This window comes from Marinoscillum sp. 108 (assembly GCF_902506655.1).
Classification (GTDB): domain Bacteria; phylum Bacteroidota; class Bacteroidia; order Cytophagales; family Cyclobacteriaceae; genus Marinoscillum; species Marinoscillum luteum.
This window is the reverse complement of sequence record NZ_LR734808.1, coordinates 2661553-2682182: the sequence shown is the minus strand read 5'-3', so window position 1 is coordinate 2682182 and position 20630 is coordinate 2661553. Positions and strand designations below refer to the sequence as shown.

At 47.8% G+C, this 20630-nt stretch carries 15 protein-coding genes; 8 read left to right on the top strand and 7 right to left on the bottom strand.

Annotated elements, in window-relative coordinates:
- Window positions 1-25: 25 nt before the first annotated feature.
- On the bottom strand, window positions 26-2674 hold the full coding sequence (locus GV030_RS10740; protein WP_159582308.1) for a TonB-dependent receptor: 2649 nt from the start codon (window positions 2672-2674) through the stop codon (window positions 26-28).
- 318 nt (window positions 2675-2992) lie between these two features.
- Window positions 2993-4921: a molecular chaperone DnaK gene (gene dnaK, locus GV030_RS10735; protein WP_159582307.1), complete on the bottom strand. Its 1929-nt coding sequence runs from the start codon at window positions 4919-4921 to the stop codon at window positions 2993-2995.
- A 265-nt stretch (window positions 4922-5186) separates the two neighbouring features.
- Between dnaK and GV030_RS10730 the strand changes: the two genes are divergently transcribed.
- On the top strand, window positions 5187-5903 hold the full coding sequence (locus GV030_RS10730; protein ID WP_159582306.1) for a hypothetical protein: 717 nt from the start codon (window positions 5187-5189) through the stop codon (window positions 5901-5903).
- 65 nt (window positions 5904-5968) lie between these two features.
- Here GV030_RS10730 and GV030_RS10725 read toward each other — a convergent pair whose 3' ends face one another.
- From GV030_RS10725 to GV030_RS10710, 4 genes are all read right to left on the bottom strand, one after another.
- On the bottom strand, window positions 5969-6154 hold the full coding sequence (locus GV030_RS10725) for a hypothetical protein (RefSeq protein ID WP_159582305.1): 186 nt from the start codon (window positions 6152-6154) through the stop codon (window positions 5969-5971).
- Between the two features lie 45 nt (window positions 6155-6199).
- On the bottom strand, window positions 6200-8251 hold the full coding sequence (locus tag GV030_RS10720) for a beta-N-acetylhexosaminidase (protein ID WP_159582304.1): 2052 nt from the start codon (window positions 8249-8251) through the stop codon (window positions 6200-6202).
- Between the two features lie 343 nt (window positions 8252-8594).
- Window positions 8595-10148 (bottom strand): SusD/RagB family nutrient-binding outer membrane lipoprotein, encoded by a 1554-nt coding sequence (locus tag GV030_RS10715; protein ID WP_159582303.1) that lies wholly within the window; start codon window positions 10146-10148, stop codon window positions 8595-8597.
- Window positions 10149-10166: 18 nt separating this feature from the next.
- Window positions 10167-13211: a SusC/RagA family TonB-linked outer membrane protein gene (locus tag GV030_RS10710; protein WP_159582302.1), complete on the bottom strand. Its 3045-nt coding sequence runs from the start codon at window positions 13209-13211 to the stop codon at window positions 10167-10169.
- Window positions 13212-13491: 280 nt separating this feature from the next.
- Between GV030_RS10710 and GV030_RS10705 the strand changes: the two genes are divergently transcribed.
- The 7 genes from GV030_RS10705 to GV030_RS10675 all read left to right on the top strand — a co-directional run bounded on the left by GV030_RS10705 (window position 13492) and on the right by GV030_RS10675 (window position 19665).
- Window positions 13492-14550 (top strand): sensor histidine kinase, encoded by a 1059-nt coding sequence (locus GV030_RS10705; RefSeq protein WP_159582301.1) that lies wholly within the window; start codon window positions 13492-13494, stop codon window positions 14548-14550.
- A gap of 2 nt (window positions 14551-14552) precedes the next feature.
- Window positions 14553-15266, top strand: coding sequence for a LytTR family DNA-binding domain-containing protein (locus GV030_RS10700; protein WP_159582300.1), 714 nt, complete (start codon window positions 14553-14555; stop codon window positions 15264-15266).
- Window positions 15267-15340: 74 nt separating this feature from the next.
- Window positions 15341-16921, top strand: a complete 1581-nt coding sequence (locus tag GV030_RS10695; RefSeq protein ID WP_159582299.1) for a peptide chain release factor 3 — start codon at window positions 15341-15343, stop codon at window positions 16919-16921.
- 84 nt (window positions 16922-17005) lie between these two features.
- Window positions 17006-17689: an RluA family pseudouridine synthase gene (locus tag GV030_RS10690; protein ID WP_159582298.1), complete on the top strand. Its 684-nt coding sequence runs from the start codon at window positions 17006-17008 to the stop codon at window positions 17687-17689.
- Window positions 17676-17981 carry a DUF6787 family protein gene (locus GV030_RS10685; RefSeq protein ID WP_255465314.1) on the top strand — a complete coding sequence of 102 codons (306 nt, stop codon included), beginning with the start codon at window positions 17676-17678 and terminating at the stop codon, window positions 17979-17981. Before GV030_RS10690 ends, GV030_RS10685 begins: the two co-directional genes overlap by 14 nt.
- The gene (locus tag GV030_RS10680; protein WP_159582296.1) at window positions 17974-18933 is read left to right on the top strand and encodes an aminodeoxychorismate synthase component I; all 960 of its coding nucleotides are present in this window, start codon (window positions 17974-17976) and stop codon (window positions 18931-18933) included. Before GV030_RS10685 ends, GV030_RS10680 begins: the two co-directional genes overlap by 8 nt.
- A 132-nt stretch (window positions 18934-19065) precedes the next feature.
- Entirely contained in the window at window positions 19066-19665 is a 600-nt protein-coding gene (locus GV030_RS10675; protein WP_159582295.1) for an aminotransferase class IV, read from the top strand.
- 44 nt (window positions 19666-19709) lie between these two features.
- Here the strand turns inward: GV030_RS10675 and GV030_RS10670 are convergent, their stop codons facing one another.
- Window positions 19710-20144: a SiaC family regulatory phosphoprotein gene (locus GV030_RS10670; RefSeq protein ID WP_159582294.1), complete on the bottom strand. Its 435-nt coding sequence runs from the start codon at window positions 20142-20144 to the stop codon at window positions 19710-19712.
- Between the last annotated feature and the right edge of the window lie 486 nt (window positions 20145-20630).

Below are 20630 nucleotides of genomic sequence, written 5' to 3'. Positions count from 1 at the left end.
GGCTTTTTCTCATTTTGATTAAGTCTTAAAAAGTAAACCCTATGCGACCGAAGAAGTAAGCACCGCCTACACCCATTTGCACAGAATCCCAGTACCCTCCCGAATCGGTCCAGTCATCCTGCTGTGATGGATAGACATTGAAAATGTTATTTCCTCCGAGAGATAAGGTCAGCCCATCTGTCACCTGGAAACTAACACTCAGGTCAGTAACCACTCCTGCCTCATACACATCTTTGGAGGCATTGAGCTTGTTTTGATACCCACCATAGTCGGCATCATCCTCATAAATCTGCCAGTCGAGCACTGTGATTTCGCTGAAGCGGGTGAACGCCAGAGATACGTCAAACCGGTCGGTGAAGTAGCCGATGTTCAGACCAAACTTGGACGGTGGGGCAGAAGCCTTCAAGAAGTACTGTTCCCTTGGCCCAAAAAACACATCCGCATCCAGGTTGCCATTATTGATTTTTTCAATAGAGATATCATTGATGTTTCCGGTCAGTGCCACATTGAGTCGGTTGGCACCCAATTGCGCCCGATAGTTCAATACCATATCCACACCAGTGGTTTTAGTATCCAGCCCATTGGCGAAGAACTGAGCATCCACCACGTTGATGTTCAAAGAAGAGGCATCAAAGTAGTCGGTCAGTACTATCCTGTCCTTCACGGTGATGTAATACCCATCCACAGTAGCGGTGAAATTACCAGCTCCCAGTGTCACTCCTAGGCTCGCATTCTTGGCTGTTTCCTGCTTCAGTTGCTCTATGCCAAACCCACGAGTCACGGGGCTGTTATTGGGCGCCAAAAGAACCTCCAGAGCCTCACCACCAATAAAGTTGGTAAATCGAAGGTTATAATAAATCTGCGCCAATGATGGTGCTCTGAATCCTGATGAAAGGGAACCTCTCAGCGCCAGATTATCGGTCAGTTCAAGTCTGGAAGCCAGCTTGTAGTTAAACGTCTCACCAAAATCTGAGTAGTTCTCATAGCGAACTGCTGCTCCCAAGAGAAACTGCTCTGTTATATTAAATTCGGTATCCACATACAAGGCCAGATTGGATCTGCTTCTCAGCACTTCGTTTGCCGGGCTATACCCGGGAAAACCCTGTGATCCACCCGGACGTGGCTCGTCGTTATACTCAGGAGCTTGCTGATCAGGGCCGGTAATGGCCAGTCCCAACGTATCGTAAGTAGCATAAGAGCCCTCTTCACCACTGAAAATACCAAAAGTCTCCGTTCTGTATTCCATCCCGAAGGCCAGGTTGGTACCTGACAAAAACCCATCGTAGTATTTGGTCAGGGTGGCAGAGGTCACATTCATTGCCAGGCTGTGTCCACCGGCATCAAAGTCTGTGGGAGAAGCCTCTTCCAGCGAAGCGTTCACAGTGTTTTTGATGTAATAATGAAAATCGTTTTTACCGAAACTGTTGTTCACATCCATTTTCCAGCCATTCGGCAAAATCTGCTTGAAGCCAGTGGATACCGATGCATCAGAAATGATGGAGGTGATCCTGGGGGTGAACCCATTAGGATAGATAGAAGACACATTACGACCAGATTCGGCATCTCGTGAAAAGGCGTAGGCATCTGTGTTTCTAAAATTGCGACCACCAAAGGCGTAAAACTCTGTCTTATCACCTACTGGCACCGAAGCATTCACCATGAAGTTGAACCCCTGAATGCCTGCTTCACCATAACCCTGACGAAAAGAAGCCCCGGGTCGGAGTACTTTTTCTTTATTGACAAATTCGGTAGTGAAGTTCACAAACCCACCATCATCACCAATGTCCAGACCGTAATTAAGAGAAGCCCGTACCGTATTGCCATCGAAGCTTCTATCGTCATCATACAGTCTGTTTTTGCCGTCGGCATTGGCCGTCCCCGGATCAAAGGTTCCCTTCGCCGCTGTGCTATAAGCACCATAAGTCACGTTGCCACTAATATCTCCTGTGTTATCTTTCAGTACGATGTTGATCACACCCGCGATGGCATCAGACCCGTACTGGGCAGATGCTCCGTCTCTCAGGATTTCTATTCTTTTGATAGAGGCCACAGGGATGGCGTTCAGGTCAGTCCCGGTGTTCCCACGCCCTCTGGTTCCAAACACATTGATCAATGAAGACTGATGTCTTCTTTTTCCATTGATCAGTACGAGTGTCTGGTCAGGACCGAGGCCTCTGAGTGTGGCCGGATCTATGTGGTCAGCACCATCAGACCCCGACTGCTTGGAGGAGTTGAAGGAAGGTGCCGCATACTGCAAAATCTGGTTGATCTCGATCTGTCCGTTTCGTGAGGGGATTTCTGCCAGATCAATCACATCTACTGGCACCGGGGTGCTGAGCTCCGTCCGGTTTTCATTTCTGGAACCTACCACCGTCACGGCACCCAGCTCCAGGCCTTCGCGCATGGTCACGGACAGGTTAGTTTGCCCGGCTACTGCCACTTCCTGGGACTTAAATCCCACAAAGGAAAAAGTAAGCACGGCATTTGAGCTGCTCACCTGAAGGGAGAATTTGCCTTCATAGTCGGTAATGACACCATTTGAGGTGCCCTTCTCCAGAACGGTCGCTCCCACTACCTCCTGCCCAGAGTCATCGGTTACTTTGCCCGATATGTTGACCTGAGCCCACGAGGTGTAGGAAATTACTGCAAGGGTTAATAGTAGAATTTTTCTCATAATCTTCATACTTAATGTTTAGAGTATGAGTAAAATAACAAATATCGAAGACTTTTCCTTTTAGGCATCTCAGTCATTTAAAGGGAACATGACCTATTTGGCAAAGGTTATGAAAGTGTTTGAAGTGGTAGTTTGAGGCTAGATTAAGCATAACTGTACCCTACATCTATAACCATCCACAAAAAAAACCCTGGCCTTTTAACAAGACCAGGGTTTTCAATCTATCTCTGTAGGGTGACTACAAGAACACTACTGACGCTCGGCCAGCACGGGCCCGGGTTTCCCCTAAATGGAAGGCCTGAAGTGCGTCCGTAAGGACTACTTCTTCTCTTCGTCTACCTCTTCAAACTCTACATCTGACACATCAGAGTCGGCATTGCCGGCATCTGCTCCACCAGTAGGATCAGCACCTTGCGCTGCTTCTGCTCCACCTGCGGCCTGCTGTGCCGCATAGATCTCCTGAGAAGCTGCCTGCCATGCGGCATTCAATGCTTCCATGCCAGCGTCTATGGCAGCTATGTCTCTGGAAGCATGCGCTTCTTTCAACTTGGCCAGGGCTCCTTCAATGGCAGTTTTGTTGCCCTCAGAAAGCTTCTCGCCGTACTCTTTCAGCTGACTTTCTGTTTGGAAAATCAACGAATCGGCCTGGTTCACTTTCTCCACTTTCTCCTTCTCAGCCTTATCAGACTCTGCGTTGGCCTGAGCTTCCTGCTTCATTTTCTCGATTTCCTCGTCGGTCAAGCCGGAAGAAGCCTCAATCCTGATTTTCTGCTCTTTGTTAGTGCCTTTGTCCTTAGCAGACACTTGCAGGATACCGTTGGCATCTATATCAAAAGTCACTTCGATCTGAGGCACTCCTCTTGGTGCTGGTGGTATACCATCCAGGTGGAATCTACCGATGGTTCTGTTGTCCTTCGCCATTGGTCGCTCTCCCTGAAGCACGTGGATTTCCACAGAAGGCTGATTGTCAGCTGCTGTAGAGAATGTCTCCGATTTCTTTGAAGGAATGGTGGTGTTAGACTCGATCAGTTTGGTCATCACACCGCCCATGGTTTCAATTCCCAAAGAAAGTGGCGTCACATCCAAAAGCAGAACGTCCTTCACCTCTCCGGTCAATACACCACCCTGAATCGCAGCACCTATGGCCACTACTTCGTCAGGGTTCACTCCTTTAGAAGGCTTTCTTCCGAAAAACTTCTCTACTTCTTCCTGAATTCTGGGGATACGTGTAGAACCTCCAACCAAAATCACCTCATCGATCTCCGAAGCTGCAAGACCGGAATCTGCCAGGGCTTTCTTGCAAGGCTCCATAGATCTTCTTACCAAATCCTCGCTCAACTGCTCAAACTTGCTTCTGGAAAGTGTTCTTACCAGGTGCTTTGGCACACCGTCTACCGGCATGATGTATGGCAGGTTGATCTCCGTAGAAGACGAACTCGACAATTCTATTTTCGCTTTTTCAGCTGCTTCTTTCAATCGCTGAAGGGCCATCGGGTCTTTTCTAAGATCCAATCCTTCGTCTTTTTTGAATTCTTCAGCCAGCCAGTTGATAATTACCCCGTCAAAGTCATCGCCACCCAGGTGAACATCACCATTGGTAGATTTTACTTCAAACACACCATCACCCAGCTCAAGGATAGAAATATCGAATGTACCACCACCAAGGTCATACACCGCGATTTTCATGTCCGCATTTTTCTTATCCAGACCATAAGCCAATGCCGCCGCTGTAGGCTCATTAATGATCCTCTTCACTTCCAGGCCTGCAATCTGTCCGGCTTCTTTCGTGGCCTGACGCTCAGCGTCGTTGAAGTAAGCAGGCACGGTAATGACCGCCTCTGTCACTTCCTGTCCCAGAAAGTCTTCTGCCGTTGACTTCATTTTCTGAAGGATCATAGCCGAAAGCTCCTGAGGAGTGTAATTTCTATCGCCGATTTTTACCCGCACGGTATCATTAGTGCCAGCCTCCAGGCCATATGAAACATTCTTTCTTTCTTCTGTCACCTCAGAATACTTCTTACCCATGAATCTCTTCACTGAGCTAATGGTGTTCTGAGGATTGGTGATGGCCTGACGTTTTGCAGGATCTCCAACTTTTCTTTCTCCGTTACCATTATCCAAAAATGCCACGATAGATGGTGTGGTCCTGCGCCCTTCACTGTTCTGAATCACTACAGGCTCGTTACCCTCCATTACCGCCACGCATGAGTTGGTAGTACCTAAGTCTATGCCGATAATTTTTCCCATTGTTAACTATTTATTTAAAGTCTTGAAAATTCTTTTTTCGTTATCTATCCTTTTATCAATGGTTGTGCCAACAAGAAAATGACAGCCTATTTATGACAGATTGTCAGAACTACCCCGGTAAACTGACGCTCCAACCGGACACATTTGTGCAGGTAACTGGCTTTTAAACTTATTTATCATAAAATTCGCATGATTCCAGAGCGCTTTTTTTTAACTTAATGCACTAAATCATAAAAACACTTCCTAGCGTCTTAACTAAACGATCATGAAAAATAAAATTCCTGAATGGCTGTCCAATTTCCCTACGATTGGTTTTGCTTTTTTTGCCATCGCCGTATTGATCACCATTACCTATTTCTTCATGCTGGCAACTGCTGGCAAAAGAACCAAAAAATTTATTTTCGCTTCGGCTAAAGAAACCGTCTATTTTGATATTGCCACTCGCTTTGTGGCCTTTGGTTTAGTCTTTTTTGCCTTTTATGCCATCATCAACTGGATCGGAAAAGCAGCGATTTATCACATTTTCGGGGCCGGATTTTTCTCCATTATCATCGGTGTGGCATTTGGCTATGCTTTTTGGGCCATTGTAAAATATTACTACCCATTCGTACTGGAAAAGCGCCTCGATAAGATTCGATTTAAGCCAATGAAGTCCAAGGCCGGCAATCCCATGAGATTGCTAAACGAAGAAGAAGAAGATGAGTATATGACTCCTGCGATGATTGAAGAGGAAGACAATCACATTGCGGATTACGACATCTGGGTAGATGAAAAAACCGGGGAAAAGGTCGTGGAGAAATACGACATGCTCTTTCATGCACTGGTATGTGAGAAGTGTAATTACCGAACCATGAGAGACCTGAGGGAAGAAGTGGTGAAAGAAGCCAGTGCCAGTGAGGAGGGACTGATTGTGAAGCATTACAAATGTACCTACTGCGGACACTCCAAGACTCAGGACCTTAAAGTGGCTGCACTAGGCTAACACCTGCTAAAAGACATTAAAAAAACCTGCTGAGTATGTACTCGGCAGGTTTTTTTATGTCTGCATTAATCTTTTTCCTTCTTACTAATGATATAGCGCACCAGAAACAGCAGTACCACTACACCAATGATCAGCGCCGGGGCCATTTTGTGTACCTCCTCCAGAGATTCGGGATTGTTCTCTCCATCCATGGCAAAATAGATGAGCACGCCAATACCAAAGTACAGCGCATACCTGTAGGGCTTTTTCATGGCGCTAAAATAAGATCAATTCCTTAAAAAGGATGGATCCCAGGCTCAAAGACCTTTCAACTCATCCACCAGCATGGCTATTCCACTAATCACCTGCAACTCTGTGCGCCCTCCATTCTCCCTGGCCTCCTCCAGCACCTGCTGACACTGAGTCACCCATCCGGATGATGGCTTCCCGCCTGACTCAATGAGCCCAATGGCCTCAAGACCAATCACAGCGAGTCTGGAAAAGTTTTCTGAAAGTGATTCGATCTCCAAAAGTGCCGGAGATCGATTGATGATGGGCAGTACTTTCTTATGATTCTTACTCCACAGGTCCAATTGTGTTCGCAGCTGGTTGGCTTCCAGACTGCCCGACAGGTATCGCTCTACGTCTTCATTGAATACCCTCGCCACGGTGGCATCGGCAGTAGCAGCATCTGCCCAAAGCATGAAAGGGGAAAATGTGGTGTACAATGTGCCATTCGTATTTCTGGTATAGCCTTTCATGGGTTCTACCACCTCCACCAGTACTTTTAGTGGCTCTATGTCTTTGCTTTTAGCCAACTTCCTGAGAATGACGTTTCGAGACGAAATATGCTTCAGACCGAGCTGCTCCAGTTGGAGACTGATGATGGCCAGGCGCCTGTACATGTCCTGTACGTCCTGTACGTCCTCGGGTGACCACAATCGCTCTGCCACAGCCGCGGCTCTTGGCCATAGCCTGCTATCGATGGTTTCAGGGACGACGAGCTCACTCCACATGCACATCTCACCACCCAATATACGGCTTCTCTCCGCTGGGGTAAGGTCCATATCAGCGGGCGCCGGATCCACCAGGTAGTGCTGGCTGGCAGGCATCATCAAATCGAGATAATATCCGTTGGACAGCACTGTTTCATAACCCGCTCTGGCTGCATCGTACAAAGTCTGCTTGGCCACCAGGCCTTCCCAGTTGCCCCGCCATGAATGAATGATGGCACTTTTGGGCATTTCAGGTGTCATGATCTCATCCCAGCCCATGGTGTGTTTACCATACTTGTTGAGTATTTTTTGCACCCTGATGTTGAAATAGGTCTGCAAATCGTGATTGGTAGCCAGGTTATTGGCTTTCATGAAAGCCTGAATATCCTTGTTTTCATTCCAATGGCGCCCCAGGTTTTCATCACCCCCGATGTGGAAATATGGATCGGGGAAAACCTCAGCCACTTCAGCAAACAACTGATCTAAAAAATCATATACTGCATCGTTGGTAGGATCCAGCGTAGGGTCAAATATGCCTGAATAGCGTTCCAATGTATAGGTAGTATCCTTGCTGCCGAGCTCGGGGAAGGCCACCAGAATGGCCGTGGCGTGTCCTGGTACGTCTATTTCGGGAATTACCCGGATCCCCCGCTGATGTGCATACGCAATAATGTCATCCAAATCCTCCCGGGTATAATACTGACCGTCCGATGAAAGCTCCAACAACTCAGGGAAGGCTTTGGTGGGAAACCTGAAACCCTGATCATCCACCAGGTGGAGGTGAAGCACGTTCAGCTTCACAGCAGCCATGGCATCCAAATTTCTATACAGCACATCCATCGGCATGAAGTGACGAGCCACATCCATCATCAATCCTCGCCAATGAAAACGCGGTGAATCATTGATGGTGAGTACAGGGAAAGTACTTTGGCCATTGGTGGCACCTGCCAACTGAAGGAGGGTTTCCAATCCTCTGATGGCACCTATATCCGTCTGCGCATTTAACTCAATGGACTCAGTACCTACTCGCAGTTGATAGCTCTCGTCTTCGTGCAGCCTGACCTCTCCCGGGCGCTCCACGGTGATGGTGAGGCTGGCGTTTGTCCGCTCACCACTTACCTTGTGCTGGTCAAAAAACAACGCGGTTTTCTGATCCAGTCTGCGCAAAAATCTGGTAGCTTCATGAGCAAGTCGCTCGTGATAGGTGCCGGTGAGAGAAATAGAAAAACGCTTCGTGATAACAAAATGTCCTTCTCCCATTTCTATTTGCTCAGGCACGGGCATGAGATTTAGTGCGGTTTCCTGAGCACTCAGGCTAAGCCCAAATAATAAGAAAATGAGCGTTAGCTGGTATTGAAAGGATTTTTTCATCATCACACTGAGTTGGGGTAGAAGAATATGGCCTGAAAATATGCCGGATACCTTTAATGTCATTATGACTATAAGTTACGATTATTTTAAAACTTCTAGAGCGAATACCCAGAATGGACTCACCATTCGACCATCGCCCGTACTCTAAATAAAGTGCCCAAGGCACCTGAAAAAAATTTATTAGCGGTTTGGATCAATTTCATCGACCAACAACCCAGGCCTGCCTTCAAACGGCCCAGACGCTCTTCATCGTCGAATTCACAACAACCCGCACTCTTTGTGTGCTCAAAGAAGGAATAAAAAGCCTCCCGGAGGAGGCCTTTCATCTACTTATAAACACAATTTATCATCTCGCGTCCCACCACACTTTGGTCAGGAACGTGTTGGTGCCCTGTCTGCTGATGGCTTCTGCATAATTCACTGAATTGTTAGACGCTTCATGAGAAGGGTAAATCATTCGCCTTGGGATCACCCCGCCTGTTGCATTTCCAGGATAGTCGACCGGTACCAGCTCAGGGTACCCTGTTCTTCTCCAGTTGGACCATACCTCGTACCAGTCAAGGAATGATGCTACCCAATACTGCGCTCCGATCATTTCCATTCCATCTGCCACCACAAAGGGGTTAGCAGCCAGATAGGTAGTGATTTCATCCGCAGGCACTTCTGCGGTGGAGTTGTACTGAGTGAGAAACTGCATGGCAGCAGTCACCCCTGCCGTATAGTGCGACTCAGCGGTACCGCCCACACTGTAATTCCTCAAGGCTGCTTCTGCCAGTAGCAACTCCACCTGCGCATAGTTGATCACGAACGTGGGGCCTGAGAGGCTAAGAAATACATCATCACGAATGGTTGAATAATTGGTAATGTCCCCGGGAAAATCAGGATCTGTACTCACGTCAAACGCTCCTCCATTCTGATCGAGCCCGTTAGGAAGTCCGATCTGATTGGCCGGGTCTGTATCGCCTGTAGATTGTATCCTGGCAAAAAGACCCAGTCTCGGATCGTTGGTGTCAGAAAGAAAATCCACGAAGGTTTTGCTCAGGAACACCTCTCCGGTGTTGGTCGCATTCCATTCTCCTGCCAGGATGTTGCTGTTTCTGTTGACCGTGGTTCGGCCACCGGCTGCATCATGCATAATGAAAGCATTGTCAGCATTGGAGGTAAATACTCCCCCATTTACTGCCGTTTCTGCCCATTGCTTGGCTACTGTAGGCGCCACTTCTGTGAGTCGCATAGAAAGTCTGAGCATCATGGAATACGCCAGTTTTTTCCACTGACCAATAGGGTCTGCCGCCGATCCGTAGATCAAATCCCCGGAACCAGGCAAGTCACCATTGGCATTGAGGGCTTCAGCTGCCTCTTTTAACTCCTTCAGCATGTCCATGTAGATAAATTCCTGCGTGTCATACTTAGGGGCATAAATCCCTTCGTGATAAGCCAAACCAGCTTCAGAGTATGGAATCTCTCCATACAAATCTGTAAGTCTGTGGAAAATGATCACTTTCATAATCCGGGCAATCTGATGCAGGTTAGCATAGAGCGGATCTGTTTCTGTGATTTTCAATAAGTCCACGATGTATTTTACCTGATCATTGTAAGCCACGTCGAATGACGCATTGGCCCAACCATCGTTTTGCATGTACTTATCTCCTGCATACCAACTCGCATTGGCAAGTTGCTGGGTCATCATACTCGAATAGATGATATTGATCCTCCAGGTATCATAGCTGAAATCACTATTTCCTGTATACTCCAGCTGAGCCCTCGAAAGGTGATAACCAGGCACATAACTCTCCTTAGCCACCTTGTTTTTGTCTGTGTTGATGTCCTCAAAGTCGGATGTACATCCGGTAAAAGCCACCGCAACAGTCGTAAGAACGATATATAATAGATTCTTCATGTCTGTTTCTTTAGATGATTAAAACTTAATACCAAGGTTGATACCATAAGTCCTGGATGTTGGGAGTCCCAGGTATTCGATTCCCTGAGCATTGCCATTGGTATAGTTGGACTCCGGATCGATGTTTGGCGTGCTCTTTTTGATGTAAAAAAGGTTTCTGCCCACCAACGAAATGCTCAGTCCCTTGATGTTCCCGAGGTTGGGGAAGTTGTAAGTAAGACTCAACGAACGGAATTTGATGAAATCCGCATCATATACCTGCAGCTTGGAAATGCCCGCCAGAGCTCCGTAGTAGTTCTGGTCTGTGACAGTAGAAGTCATGGCATTTCCTTCAGCATCCACTCCACTGACGGTGATTCCATCCCCACGGCCTTCCAGTGTTGCTTTGTGAAGACCATTGCCATAGGCAATCGCATTGGTTCCGGAGTAGATCACCCCTCCATATTTGAAGTCAATCAGGAAGGACAATGTAAGGTTCTTGAACTTCACATCGTTGCTCCATCCTCCCGTGACCGGATGTACACCTGTTCCCTGTGAGGTGAGCTCTGAAGCTGCCTGAGGAAGACCTGTGGCACCTAATATCAGGTTGCCGGCATCATCCCGCATATAGTCATAGGCCATCACCTGAGCGAATGGTTTTCCTACCACATGCTCAATGAACGCCCGCCCGTTTCTGGACTCGCCCACGGTAAGTTTATCCTGACCTTCTGCCAGGCCAATCACAGTATTCTTGTTATTAGAAATATTAAAAGTAGTGGTCCAGGTAAGTGCCGGAGTTTTCACGGGTACCCCTCCCAAAAGGAATTCTACACCCGTGTTTTCAATCTCTGCGATGTTCACCACAGCCGTCTGATAACCAGACCCTCTCGAAATTCCCACATTCACAATGTCATTGAGGGTTTGCTTTTTATACCAGGCCAGATCTACAAACAGTCTCTTTTGTAAGAATTCCATTTCACCTCCAACTTCCAGTTCGGTCACCTGTAGTGGTTCAATTTGAGGATTTGGCACGTTGTTATCTACGTTCCCGAGCGGCACACCATTGATGGCGTTGCCCAGGGTGCCATAGTATAAGCTGGTGGCGAACACAGGAGCGTCACCACCCACACGCGCATACCCCGCTCTGATCTTACCCATGTTCATCCAAGGCACATTCAATGACTCAGAGAATACATAAGAAAGATTGACCGATGGGTAATTGTACGAGTTATTACCACTTGGCAAGGTACTCGACCAGTCATTTCTGTCCGTGATGTTCAAAAACAGCATGTCTCTGAATCCAAGCTCAACCGAACCATAAAGCGAGTGCACCTCTTTTTGTGGCTCTGTCACGTTGGCATTTTTGGTGGTAGCTGTACCCGGGTTATAGAGGAATGGGAACGCAAAACCACTGGCGTTCACTTCCACAGTCTTCTGCTGCATTTTCAGCAGGTTACCTCCCAGCGTGACCCCAATGGAGAAGTCTCTGCTCACATCTTTATTGATCCCCACAAGGAAATCAGCGTTGGTTTCATTGTAGTTTACCGTGCGCTGCAAGTCCAGTCCTCCAGTAGGCCGGTACGCGGTACCTGTTGGAGTGATTTGGGTGGCATTGAACGCATAGAAGTCATTGGCAATACGTGCCTGCACATATAACCACTCCAGTGGAGCATAGCGCAAACTAGCCACACTCAACACCCGGTCTTTGGAAGTCTCCGTGATGAACCTGTTGGCTGCAAAATATGGGTTGGTAGTAAAGGCATCACTGCCAAATCGGATTTCATTTTTCAACTCATCATAGCCCGGAGCCAGGTATTCGGCATCCACGTTGGGTGGCAAGAACATGATGGCATAGTTACCGTTACCCGGTGCATCATTTACTTTGGTTCGGCTCGCACCGTCTTTGGTGTAGTTCACATTGGCACTACCTGTCAGCTGCGGTGACAATTTGTAGGAAGCATCCAGGTTGATTGTTTGCCTTTTATAATCAGCACCCGGATATACCGAGCTATTTCGCAAATCACCTAAAGACAATCTGACAGAGCCAGACTCGCCGCCTCCGGAGATCGCCAAAGAATTGGTATAAGTGGCTCCGGTCTCATAAAAATCAGTCAGGTTGTCCCCGCTCACTGCAGAGTATGGGTGCTGCTTTCCATCAAAAAGCGTAACCATAGAACCATCTAGCGGAGCTCCCCAGGAGGTAAGCCCGGTATTGAGGGCAGAGGTCTGATCCGTAGGTGCTGCGCCGAGCGTGCCTTGTCCATACTTTTCCTGAAAATCCCTGAAGTCATTGATCTTGGAGATGGCCACGTTGCTATTGAACTCAACGCCCAATCCCTGACTGGACTTACCTGATTTGGTGGTGATGAGGATGACCCCATTGCGACCTCTCTGTCCATACAGTGCTGCTGCAGCACCACCTTTCAGTACTGTGATGTCTTCGATATCATCCGGGTTGATGCTGGAGATACCATCTCCGAAATCGGCACCATCCCATTTGCCTACACTACCCAGGTTGTCATTGTTCATCTGGATACCATTAATTACATAAAGTGGCTGGTTGTTGAAAGAGAGGGAGGAGTTACCACGAATGGTCACACGCGAAGATCCCCCAGGGCCGGTGGAAGGCGCACTGCTGTTGAGGCCTGCTACTCGCCCTACCAGGTTGTCCGCCACGCTAATCTCACGTGCTTTGGTAAACTGCTCTCCTTTCACTCTGGACACCGAGTATCCGAGTGTTTTCGAATCTCGTTCGATACCCAAAGCCGTCACCACCACTTCACCCAGCTGAGTGATGTCAGCATCCATGGACACAGTAATAATGGCTCGTGAGCCAACAACTTCCTCCACGGCTGAAAAACCAATGGATGAAAAGACGAGAACGTCCGTTTCGTTTTCAATCTGGATCCTGAATTTTCCATCCAGATCCGTAGTAGTCCCTGTGTCCGTCCCTTTGATCAGGATGGTGGCACCAGGTATAGGCTCCCCCGATTGAGCATCACTCACAGTTCCCGAGACAGTTTGCTGTCCGAGTACGACGATGCCCATCAGCATTAACATGCAAAATGGTAGTATTCTCTTCATAGAATTAAACTTTTTGGTTTAGGACTTTTGTGACCGCCTTTTTTCAGTCACGGTACCCAATTAAGCAACTAGGTATGATCCGGGGAAATTTATTCGCAGTACGACGAGCTTTTATCGCTAGATGACATTGCCGGTGCTACGAATAGCACCAATGCTGTTTATTGGCAAAACAGCGCTGTTGGTATAATTTAGGGCCTGTCCGTTCACTTATTTAGGAAATTTGGCTATCTAGTATATGCAGTATCGCCTATAAAAAGCCATTAAGAATAAATAACCGGCATTGAAACAGATCAGAAAACACCGTACAGTACTCTTCCATATCCTCTTCTGGGTAGGCTATTTCTCTTTCAACAGTGTAAGGTGGGGTCACTACTTTGGTGACTATATATATTCGATCAAGTCCAACCTGGTGGAATTCCCAATACACATCATTCTGGTATACTTCAACCTATACTGGCTGGTACCGCGTCTGCTTTCCAAAAAGAAATACCTCTTCTATGTGCTGTCGCTCTTTGGTGCCACACTTGCGTTTTCACTCGTCAAAATCCTGCTGACCTATGGCCTGGTAACCACCAACATCTGGCCGGAATCCGCCAAACCGGAAACTGACCTGTTTGGGCTGAGCTATATCATCACAGTATTCATTGGTGAATTGTACATTATTGGGCTTACTGCAGCCATCAAACTCACCATTGACCACATTCGTGAACGAGATGCCCAGCGGGAACTGGAAAAAAACAGCCTCGAAACTGAGCTTGCCTACCTCAAGAGTCAGATCCAGCCACACTTCTTTTTCAATACGCTCAACAGCCTCTATGCACTTACGCTGGAAAAATCCGACCTGGCCCCTAACACGATCCTCAAGCTGTCTAACCTTATGAGTTTTGTTATTTACCGGGCCAAAGCGGATGAGGTGACCCTCATGGAAACCGTAACCCACATGAAGAATTACATTGAGTTGGAAAAAATTCGCTTTGGCATCCGCCTTCAGGTGGACTTTGAGATCACCGGCAAACTGGACGACAAGAAAATACCGCCACTTATCCTCTCCCCTTTTGTGGAAAACAGCATGAAACATGGCGGAGAGTCTCCTGAAGGCACCTTTGACATCTGGATCAAACTGAACGTGGAAGAAGATAAATTACATTTTCAGGTACATAACTGGCTGAAGGATTATCAGGACTCCAAAGAAGTACAGCGGCTCAATAAAAGTGAGGGCATAGGCCTTCAAAATACCATTCGACGGCTTAAGTTGCTCTATCAGAATAAGTACCAGCTGGACATAAGCCAGGACGGTCAAAAACATATGGTTAATTTGGTGCTCCCTTTAAATCAATAGTTATGCAAGTAAAATGCCTGATCATAGATGACGAACCTCTGGCCGTAAAAGTGGTAGAGAAATACATCGAAGAGGTGGATGACTTTGAATGCGTAGGGAGCTGCTCCAACGGCCTGGAGGCCATTCGCTTCCTGAATGAGCAAGCTGTAGACCTCATTTTTCTGGACATCAATATGCCTAAACTCAGCGGCATGGAGTTTTTGGAGACTTTGAAAAATCCCCCACAGGTGGTGATCACCACAGCCTACCGCGACTATGCCGTGGAGAGCTACAACTATGACGTGGTAGATTATCTGGTCAAGCCCATTGAGTTTCCTCGTTTTTTCCGGATGGTGCAAAAAGTAATGAACCGCCTGAGCATCAAGCCCGCGGGCCCGGGCAGTGCTGCCGGTGAGGCAGAGAAAATAGACCACCTCTTTCTCAAAGTAGATAAAAAAATGGTGAAGGTATTCCTGAAAGACCTCCTCTACGTGGAGAGCCTCAAGGACTATGTGATGGTGCGCACCACTGCTGAAGACCTCATCGTTCATCACAACCTCCACTCCTTCACCGATCTCTTACCCCAGGAAGACTTTATGCGCATACATCGCAGCTATACGGTTTCACTGGAGAAAATCAAAGCCATCAATGGCAATCAGGTGGAGATCGGAGGCAAGCACCTGCCCATCGGGCGCAACTACCAGTCTGAAGTGAAAAACAGAATATTGAAGGGTTAGGCAAAAGCCAAAAGCAGGGCATGTGTTCATCCGCTAAAGATCACTAACTTTGCGCCCTGAAATACTCGCAGGGAATGACCTTAGAACAAGAAATACAGAAACGCCGCACCTTTGGAATCATCGCTCACCCGGATGCCGGAAAAACCACCCTTACGGAGAAATTACTCCTTTTTGGGGGTGCCATACAAACAGCCGGGGCGGTAAAATCCAACAAGATTGATGTGGGCACCCGCTCCGACTGGATGGAGATAGAAAAACAACGGGGTATTTCGGTAGCCACTTCCGTCATGGGTTTTGATTACAAAGATTTAAAAATCAACATCCTGGACACCCCTGGTCACGAGGATTTTGCAGAAGACACCTACCGCACGCTCACTGCCGTGGACAGTGTGATCATGGTGATAGACTGTGTGAAGGGTGTGGAGCGCCAGACAGAAAAGCTGATGGAAGTATGCCGGATGCGAAACACCCCGGTACTCTGCTTCATCAATAAGCTGGACCGTGAAGGCCGGGATGCCTTCGAACTCCTGGACGAAATAGAAGAAAAGCTGGGGATTAATGTGCGGCCAATGAGCTGGCCCATAGGTATGGGTAAATCCCTACGTGGCGTATTCAATATTTTTGAAAACAACCTGAACCTGTACGAACCCAGCAAAACGAAGAAAGTCACGGATGTGGTCGAGATCAAAGGCATCGATGATCCTGAACTGGACAAGCGACTCCCAGCCTCTGCTGTGAAAACCCTGCGTGAGGAAATAGAGCTGGTGAATGGCGTGTATGATCCGCTGGATGTCCAAAAATACCTCAATGGTGAAGTAGCTCCTGTCTTCTTTGGTAGTGCGGTCAATAACTTCGGGGTGCGTGAGTTGCTTGATTGCTTCATACAGATAGCTCCTCCGCCTGTGGCACGAGAAACAGAGGAGCGGAAGATCGAACCCAACGAACGCAAGTTTTCAGGGTTTATCTTTAAGATCCATGCCAACATGGACCCTAAGCACCGAAACCGTATCGCCTTTGCACGAATCTGCTCAGGCACCTTTCATCGCGGCACCAGCTACTACAATGTGCGCCACGACAAACAATTTAGGTTTTCCAATGCCACGGCCTTCATGGCCCAGCAGAAGGAAACCGTGGATGAGGCCTTCCCGGGAGATATCGTAGGACTCTACGATACCGGCAACCTGAAGATCGGGGACACCCTCACCGAGGGGGAAAAAGGACTGTACAAAGGAATTCCTTCCTTCTCGCCTGAGCTTTTCAGAGAGGTGATCAACCTGGATGCTATGAAGTCCAAGCAGTTAGAAAAAGGACTCAATCAGCTCATGGATGAGGGCGTGGCTCAGCTCTTTACCTTCGAGATGGGTGCCCGAAAAGTGGTGGGCACCGTGGGTGCACTGCAGTTTGAGGTATTGCAGTACCGTCTCCTCAATGAGTACAACGCCAAGGCCCGGTTTGACCATGTCAACATCTACAAAGCCTGCTGGATCAGCAGTAAAAACGAAGCTAAGCTGGATGCCTTTATCAAGGACAAGTACCGACACATTGCCAAAGACAAAGAAGGCAAACTGGTGTTTATGGCCGAGTCAAAAGCCTGGTTGCAGATGGTGCAGGATAACTTCCCGGAGGTAGAGTTTCACTTTATCAGTGAGTTTTAAGGGAGGTTCTTCCTACTGGGGCTCTATTGTTTGTATTTTGTCCACCTTTTGGATGGATGCCTTTGGTAAAAAACCTTAACGAACTTGAGTAAACCATTCGTATTATTTGAAGACAATCACCTGCTGATCCTCAGCAAACCCACCAGCTGGCTGGTACAGGGAGATAAAACCGGGGATAAAACGCTCACGGATTGGGGGCGTGAATACATCAAGGAGAAATATCAGAAACCCGGGGACGTTTTTCTACACCCGTGTCACCGGCTGGATAGGCCCGTGAGCGGCATCACCGTTTTTGCGCGTACATCCAAAGCACTGGAGCGCATGAATAAGCTTTTCCGTGAGGATAACATCCAAAAAACCTACCTCGCTGTGGTACAAGGCAAGCCTGAACACGAATCCGGCAAGCTCATCCACTGGCTAGAGAAAGACGGAGCTAAAAACATGGTGAAGGCTTATACCAAAGCCAAAGGGGGGGCCAAAGAAGCGGAGCTGGACTATCAGCTCCTGGCCAACGAAAAAGCACATTCGCTGCTGAAAGTTCTCCCCAAAACCGGACGCCCACACCAGATCCGTGTGCAGCTCTCCAAAATGGGCTGCCCCATCAAGGGAGATTTAAAATATGGCTACGCTGACCCAAATACCGACAAAAGCATTCACTTACACGCCTTTCAGATTAGTTTTGTGCACCCTGTAAAAAAAGAGCCTGTTACTTTCACTTCATTACCCCATTGGAATGAATTCAAATCCATCATCCATGAGTTGGCTTGACCGACTGCAAGCCCGCTGGAACTTAAAAAGCAGCTTTCATGTGTTCATCGTGCTCATCGTTTTTGCCTGCACCGGCTTCACGGTGCTCTTCCTCAAGCGGCCTGTGGTTTCCTTTTTCACTGCTGATGGTGAGCAAAACATCTGGTTTTCGCTGGCTTACTACATTCTCATCCTGCCCATTTACAATCTCATTCTGCTATTTTATGGATTTGTATTCGGCCAGTTCCGCTTTTTCTGGGCATTTGAAAAACGCATGTTTAGACGACTGACAGGCAAAAAAGACAATGCTTGAACGGGAAGAAGCGATAGCGCGGATGAATGAACTGGGTGCCCGTGGCATCCCCTTTTTCTTTTTCACCGACTTTCTGGGTCACCGCTGCCTCATCCAGCCATTGGACGAAATCAACCCATCAGTGTTGAGGTTTGCCATCGACCAACCTGCCGCCAAAGACCGGAAGCCCGCTTTTCATTTCAAAAAACACCCCCTGACACAAGCGCAGTTTCACGGGCCGTTTCGCTATGTGGTGGAGCAGATCAACTATGGCAACTCCTACCTGGTGAACCTCACTTTCAAAACGACCATAGAAACCAACCTCTCTCTTGCCGACATCTACGAGCTTAGCAGGGCCAAATACAAACTCCTTTATCAAGACCAGTTTGTGGTTTTTTCTCCCGAAACTTTCGTGAAAATAGCAGATGGGCGCATCTACAGCTACCCCATGAAGGGAACGATAGACGCTTCCCTGCCCAATGCCGAGGCGCAAATCCTCAACGACCCGAAAGAAACGGCCGAGCATGTGACCATCGTGGACCTGATCAGAAACGACCTCAGCCAGATCGCCAGTGAGGTGCAGGTGTCACGGTTTAGGTTTATCTCAGAAGTGAAAACCCACGAAAAGAAACTCCTGCAGGTGAGCTCCGAGATCACCGGAAAGCTCCCTGCCGACTATCACCAAACTCTGGGAAGCATGTTCTTTCAGCTGCTACCCGCTGGCAGTATCTCTGGAGCTCCTAAGAAAGAGACCGTCCACATTATAGAGACTGCCGAGACTTATGATCGCGGCTTCTACACCGGGGTGTGTGGCCTGTTTGATGGCAAAGACCTGGACACTGGTGTGATGATCCGGTTTATTGAGAAAGAAGGCGACCAGCTCTACTACAAAAGTGGCGGCGGCATCACCTCCTTTAGCGATGAAGCCCGGGAGTACCAGGAGATCATTGATAAGATCTATCTGCCTATTTGATGGAGCGCTTTCCGGATGCACCCTCTGTCTCCGCAGAGGCGATGCCCGGGTGTTTGTTGCCTCATTGCATAAATTTTCCTCAATCTTCATTTAAATTAACCCGCTCAAACCAATCGCGATGTACTGTACCCAATGAGCCGATTCATTGAAACCATCTGTTTTGAAAATGGAATTTATCCCATGCTGGCATGGCACCAGCAGCGGGTCGACAGAACATTCAAGAAACACTTTCCGGGTATGCCCCCTCATCAGCTCACTGACGCTTTGCCGGCACTGTCGTTTGAGGAGCGCTACAAGGTGCGCGTGGTGTATGATGGCGAGCTGACCGAAGTGGAGTTTTCTCAGTATACACTCCGCCCGTTGAAGCGCATTCAGCTCGTGCATGATGACTCCATCAGCTACACTTACAAGTATGAAAACCGCAAGGCGCTCACGAAACTCTTTGAGCAGCGCGGATCAGCAGACGAAATATTGATAGTGAAAAAGGGAGCCCTGACCGACAGCTACTTTGCCAATGTGGTCTTCTGGGATGGAGAGGCCTGGTGGACACCCAAGACGTATTTGCTCAATGGGGTGAGAAGGCAGCAGCTGATCAGTATGGGTAAAATAAAGGAGGTAGAAATGACCATAGACGACCTCAGGTCGTTTGAAAAGGTAAGTCTGGTCAATGCCATGGTAGACCTGGGGGAAAGTGAGCTTCCCGTGAGTGAAGTCCGTGGGATAAACAGCTGAGATGACCCCATTTGGGCCACCCCGCTGTTATTTGTCTACGCTGGTTAAAAATCTAAATCCGTCAGAAACCTGAATTTCAATTCATAAATTTCTGAAAAGTCTCTTCCGGTTTCTATCATTTCTTGGTTGGTGACTTCCGCACCCCACACCACCTGTACATCCGTACCTCGCAGGGCACGCGTTCTCAGGTATTTGAAAAGGTCAAACAATACTTTAGCGGTACTGGTATTCAGGTCTTTGAAACACAGATAAACTTTGAGTCTGTCGCTATCGCGAAGCTCGGTTTTGAAAGTTTCCAGTGCATTACTGTAGAACTCGTGCATGTCTGGCTTCACAGAGCTGCCTTTGATCATCAGCAGCTGATGTGCACTGCTGTATCGCAAAAACGGGGTATTGACGGTAGGTTCAATGGTTAGTTCTGATCTTTTGGAGATGAACTGGTGGGCAAGGGCGGCATTTGTGGCGTAGTGAGTAATCATGTTCTTAATGTTTTTAAAATCTAAGTGATGCAATGCCTTTGGTGATACTTTCAGAGTGCTCAATCATAGCTGGATTTTGCAAAGGGAGGCGTCTGGCATTGGTCATCTGATGGATTTAGGTTTTCATTTTATTGTTTGGTTTCTAATACTATACAAAGATGCCATACATCCTTCCGTCATATAAGAGGGAAACCACCAATTGGGAAAAATAGGTGTTTTGCGTAGGCGCTCACTTTCGACAGGCGGACAGCACCTATTCAGGATCAAATTAATTCAGTGCTCAATCTCAATTTGGTACATAAATCGGCCATTATAGTCAAAATAAGGGCCTTTATGGGAAAGTGGGCACAAAGGAGCATCGTTGGATTTCTTCTCCGTGAATTACGTAGGCAGCCCTCTTCCCATCAAACGGTTTAATGGTGACTATTGGCCAAAATGCATAAAAAAAGTGGCCCCTGAGAGGAACCACCTTGCTGGTTGGTCTAT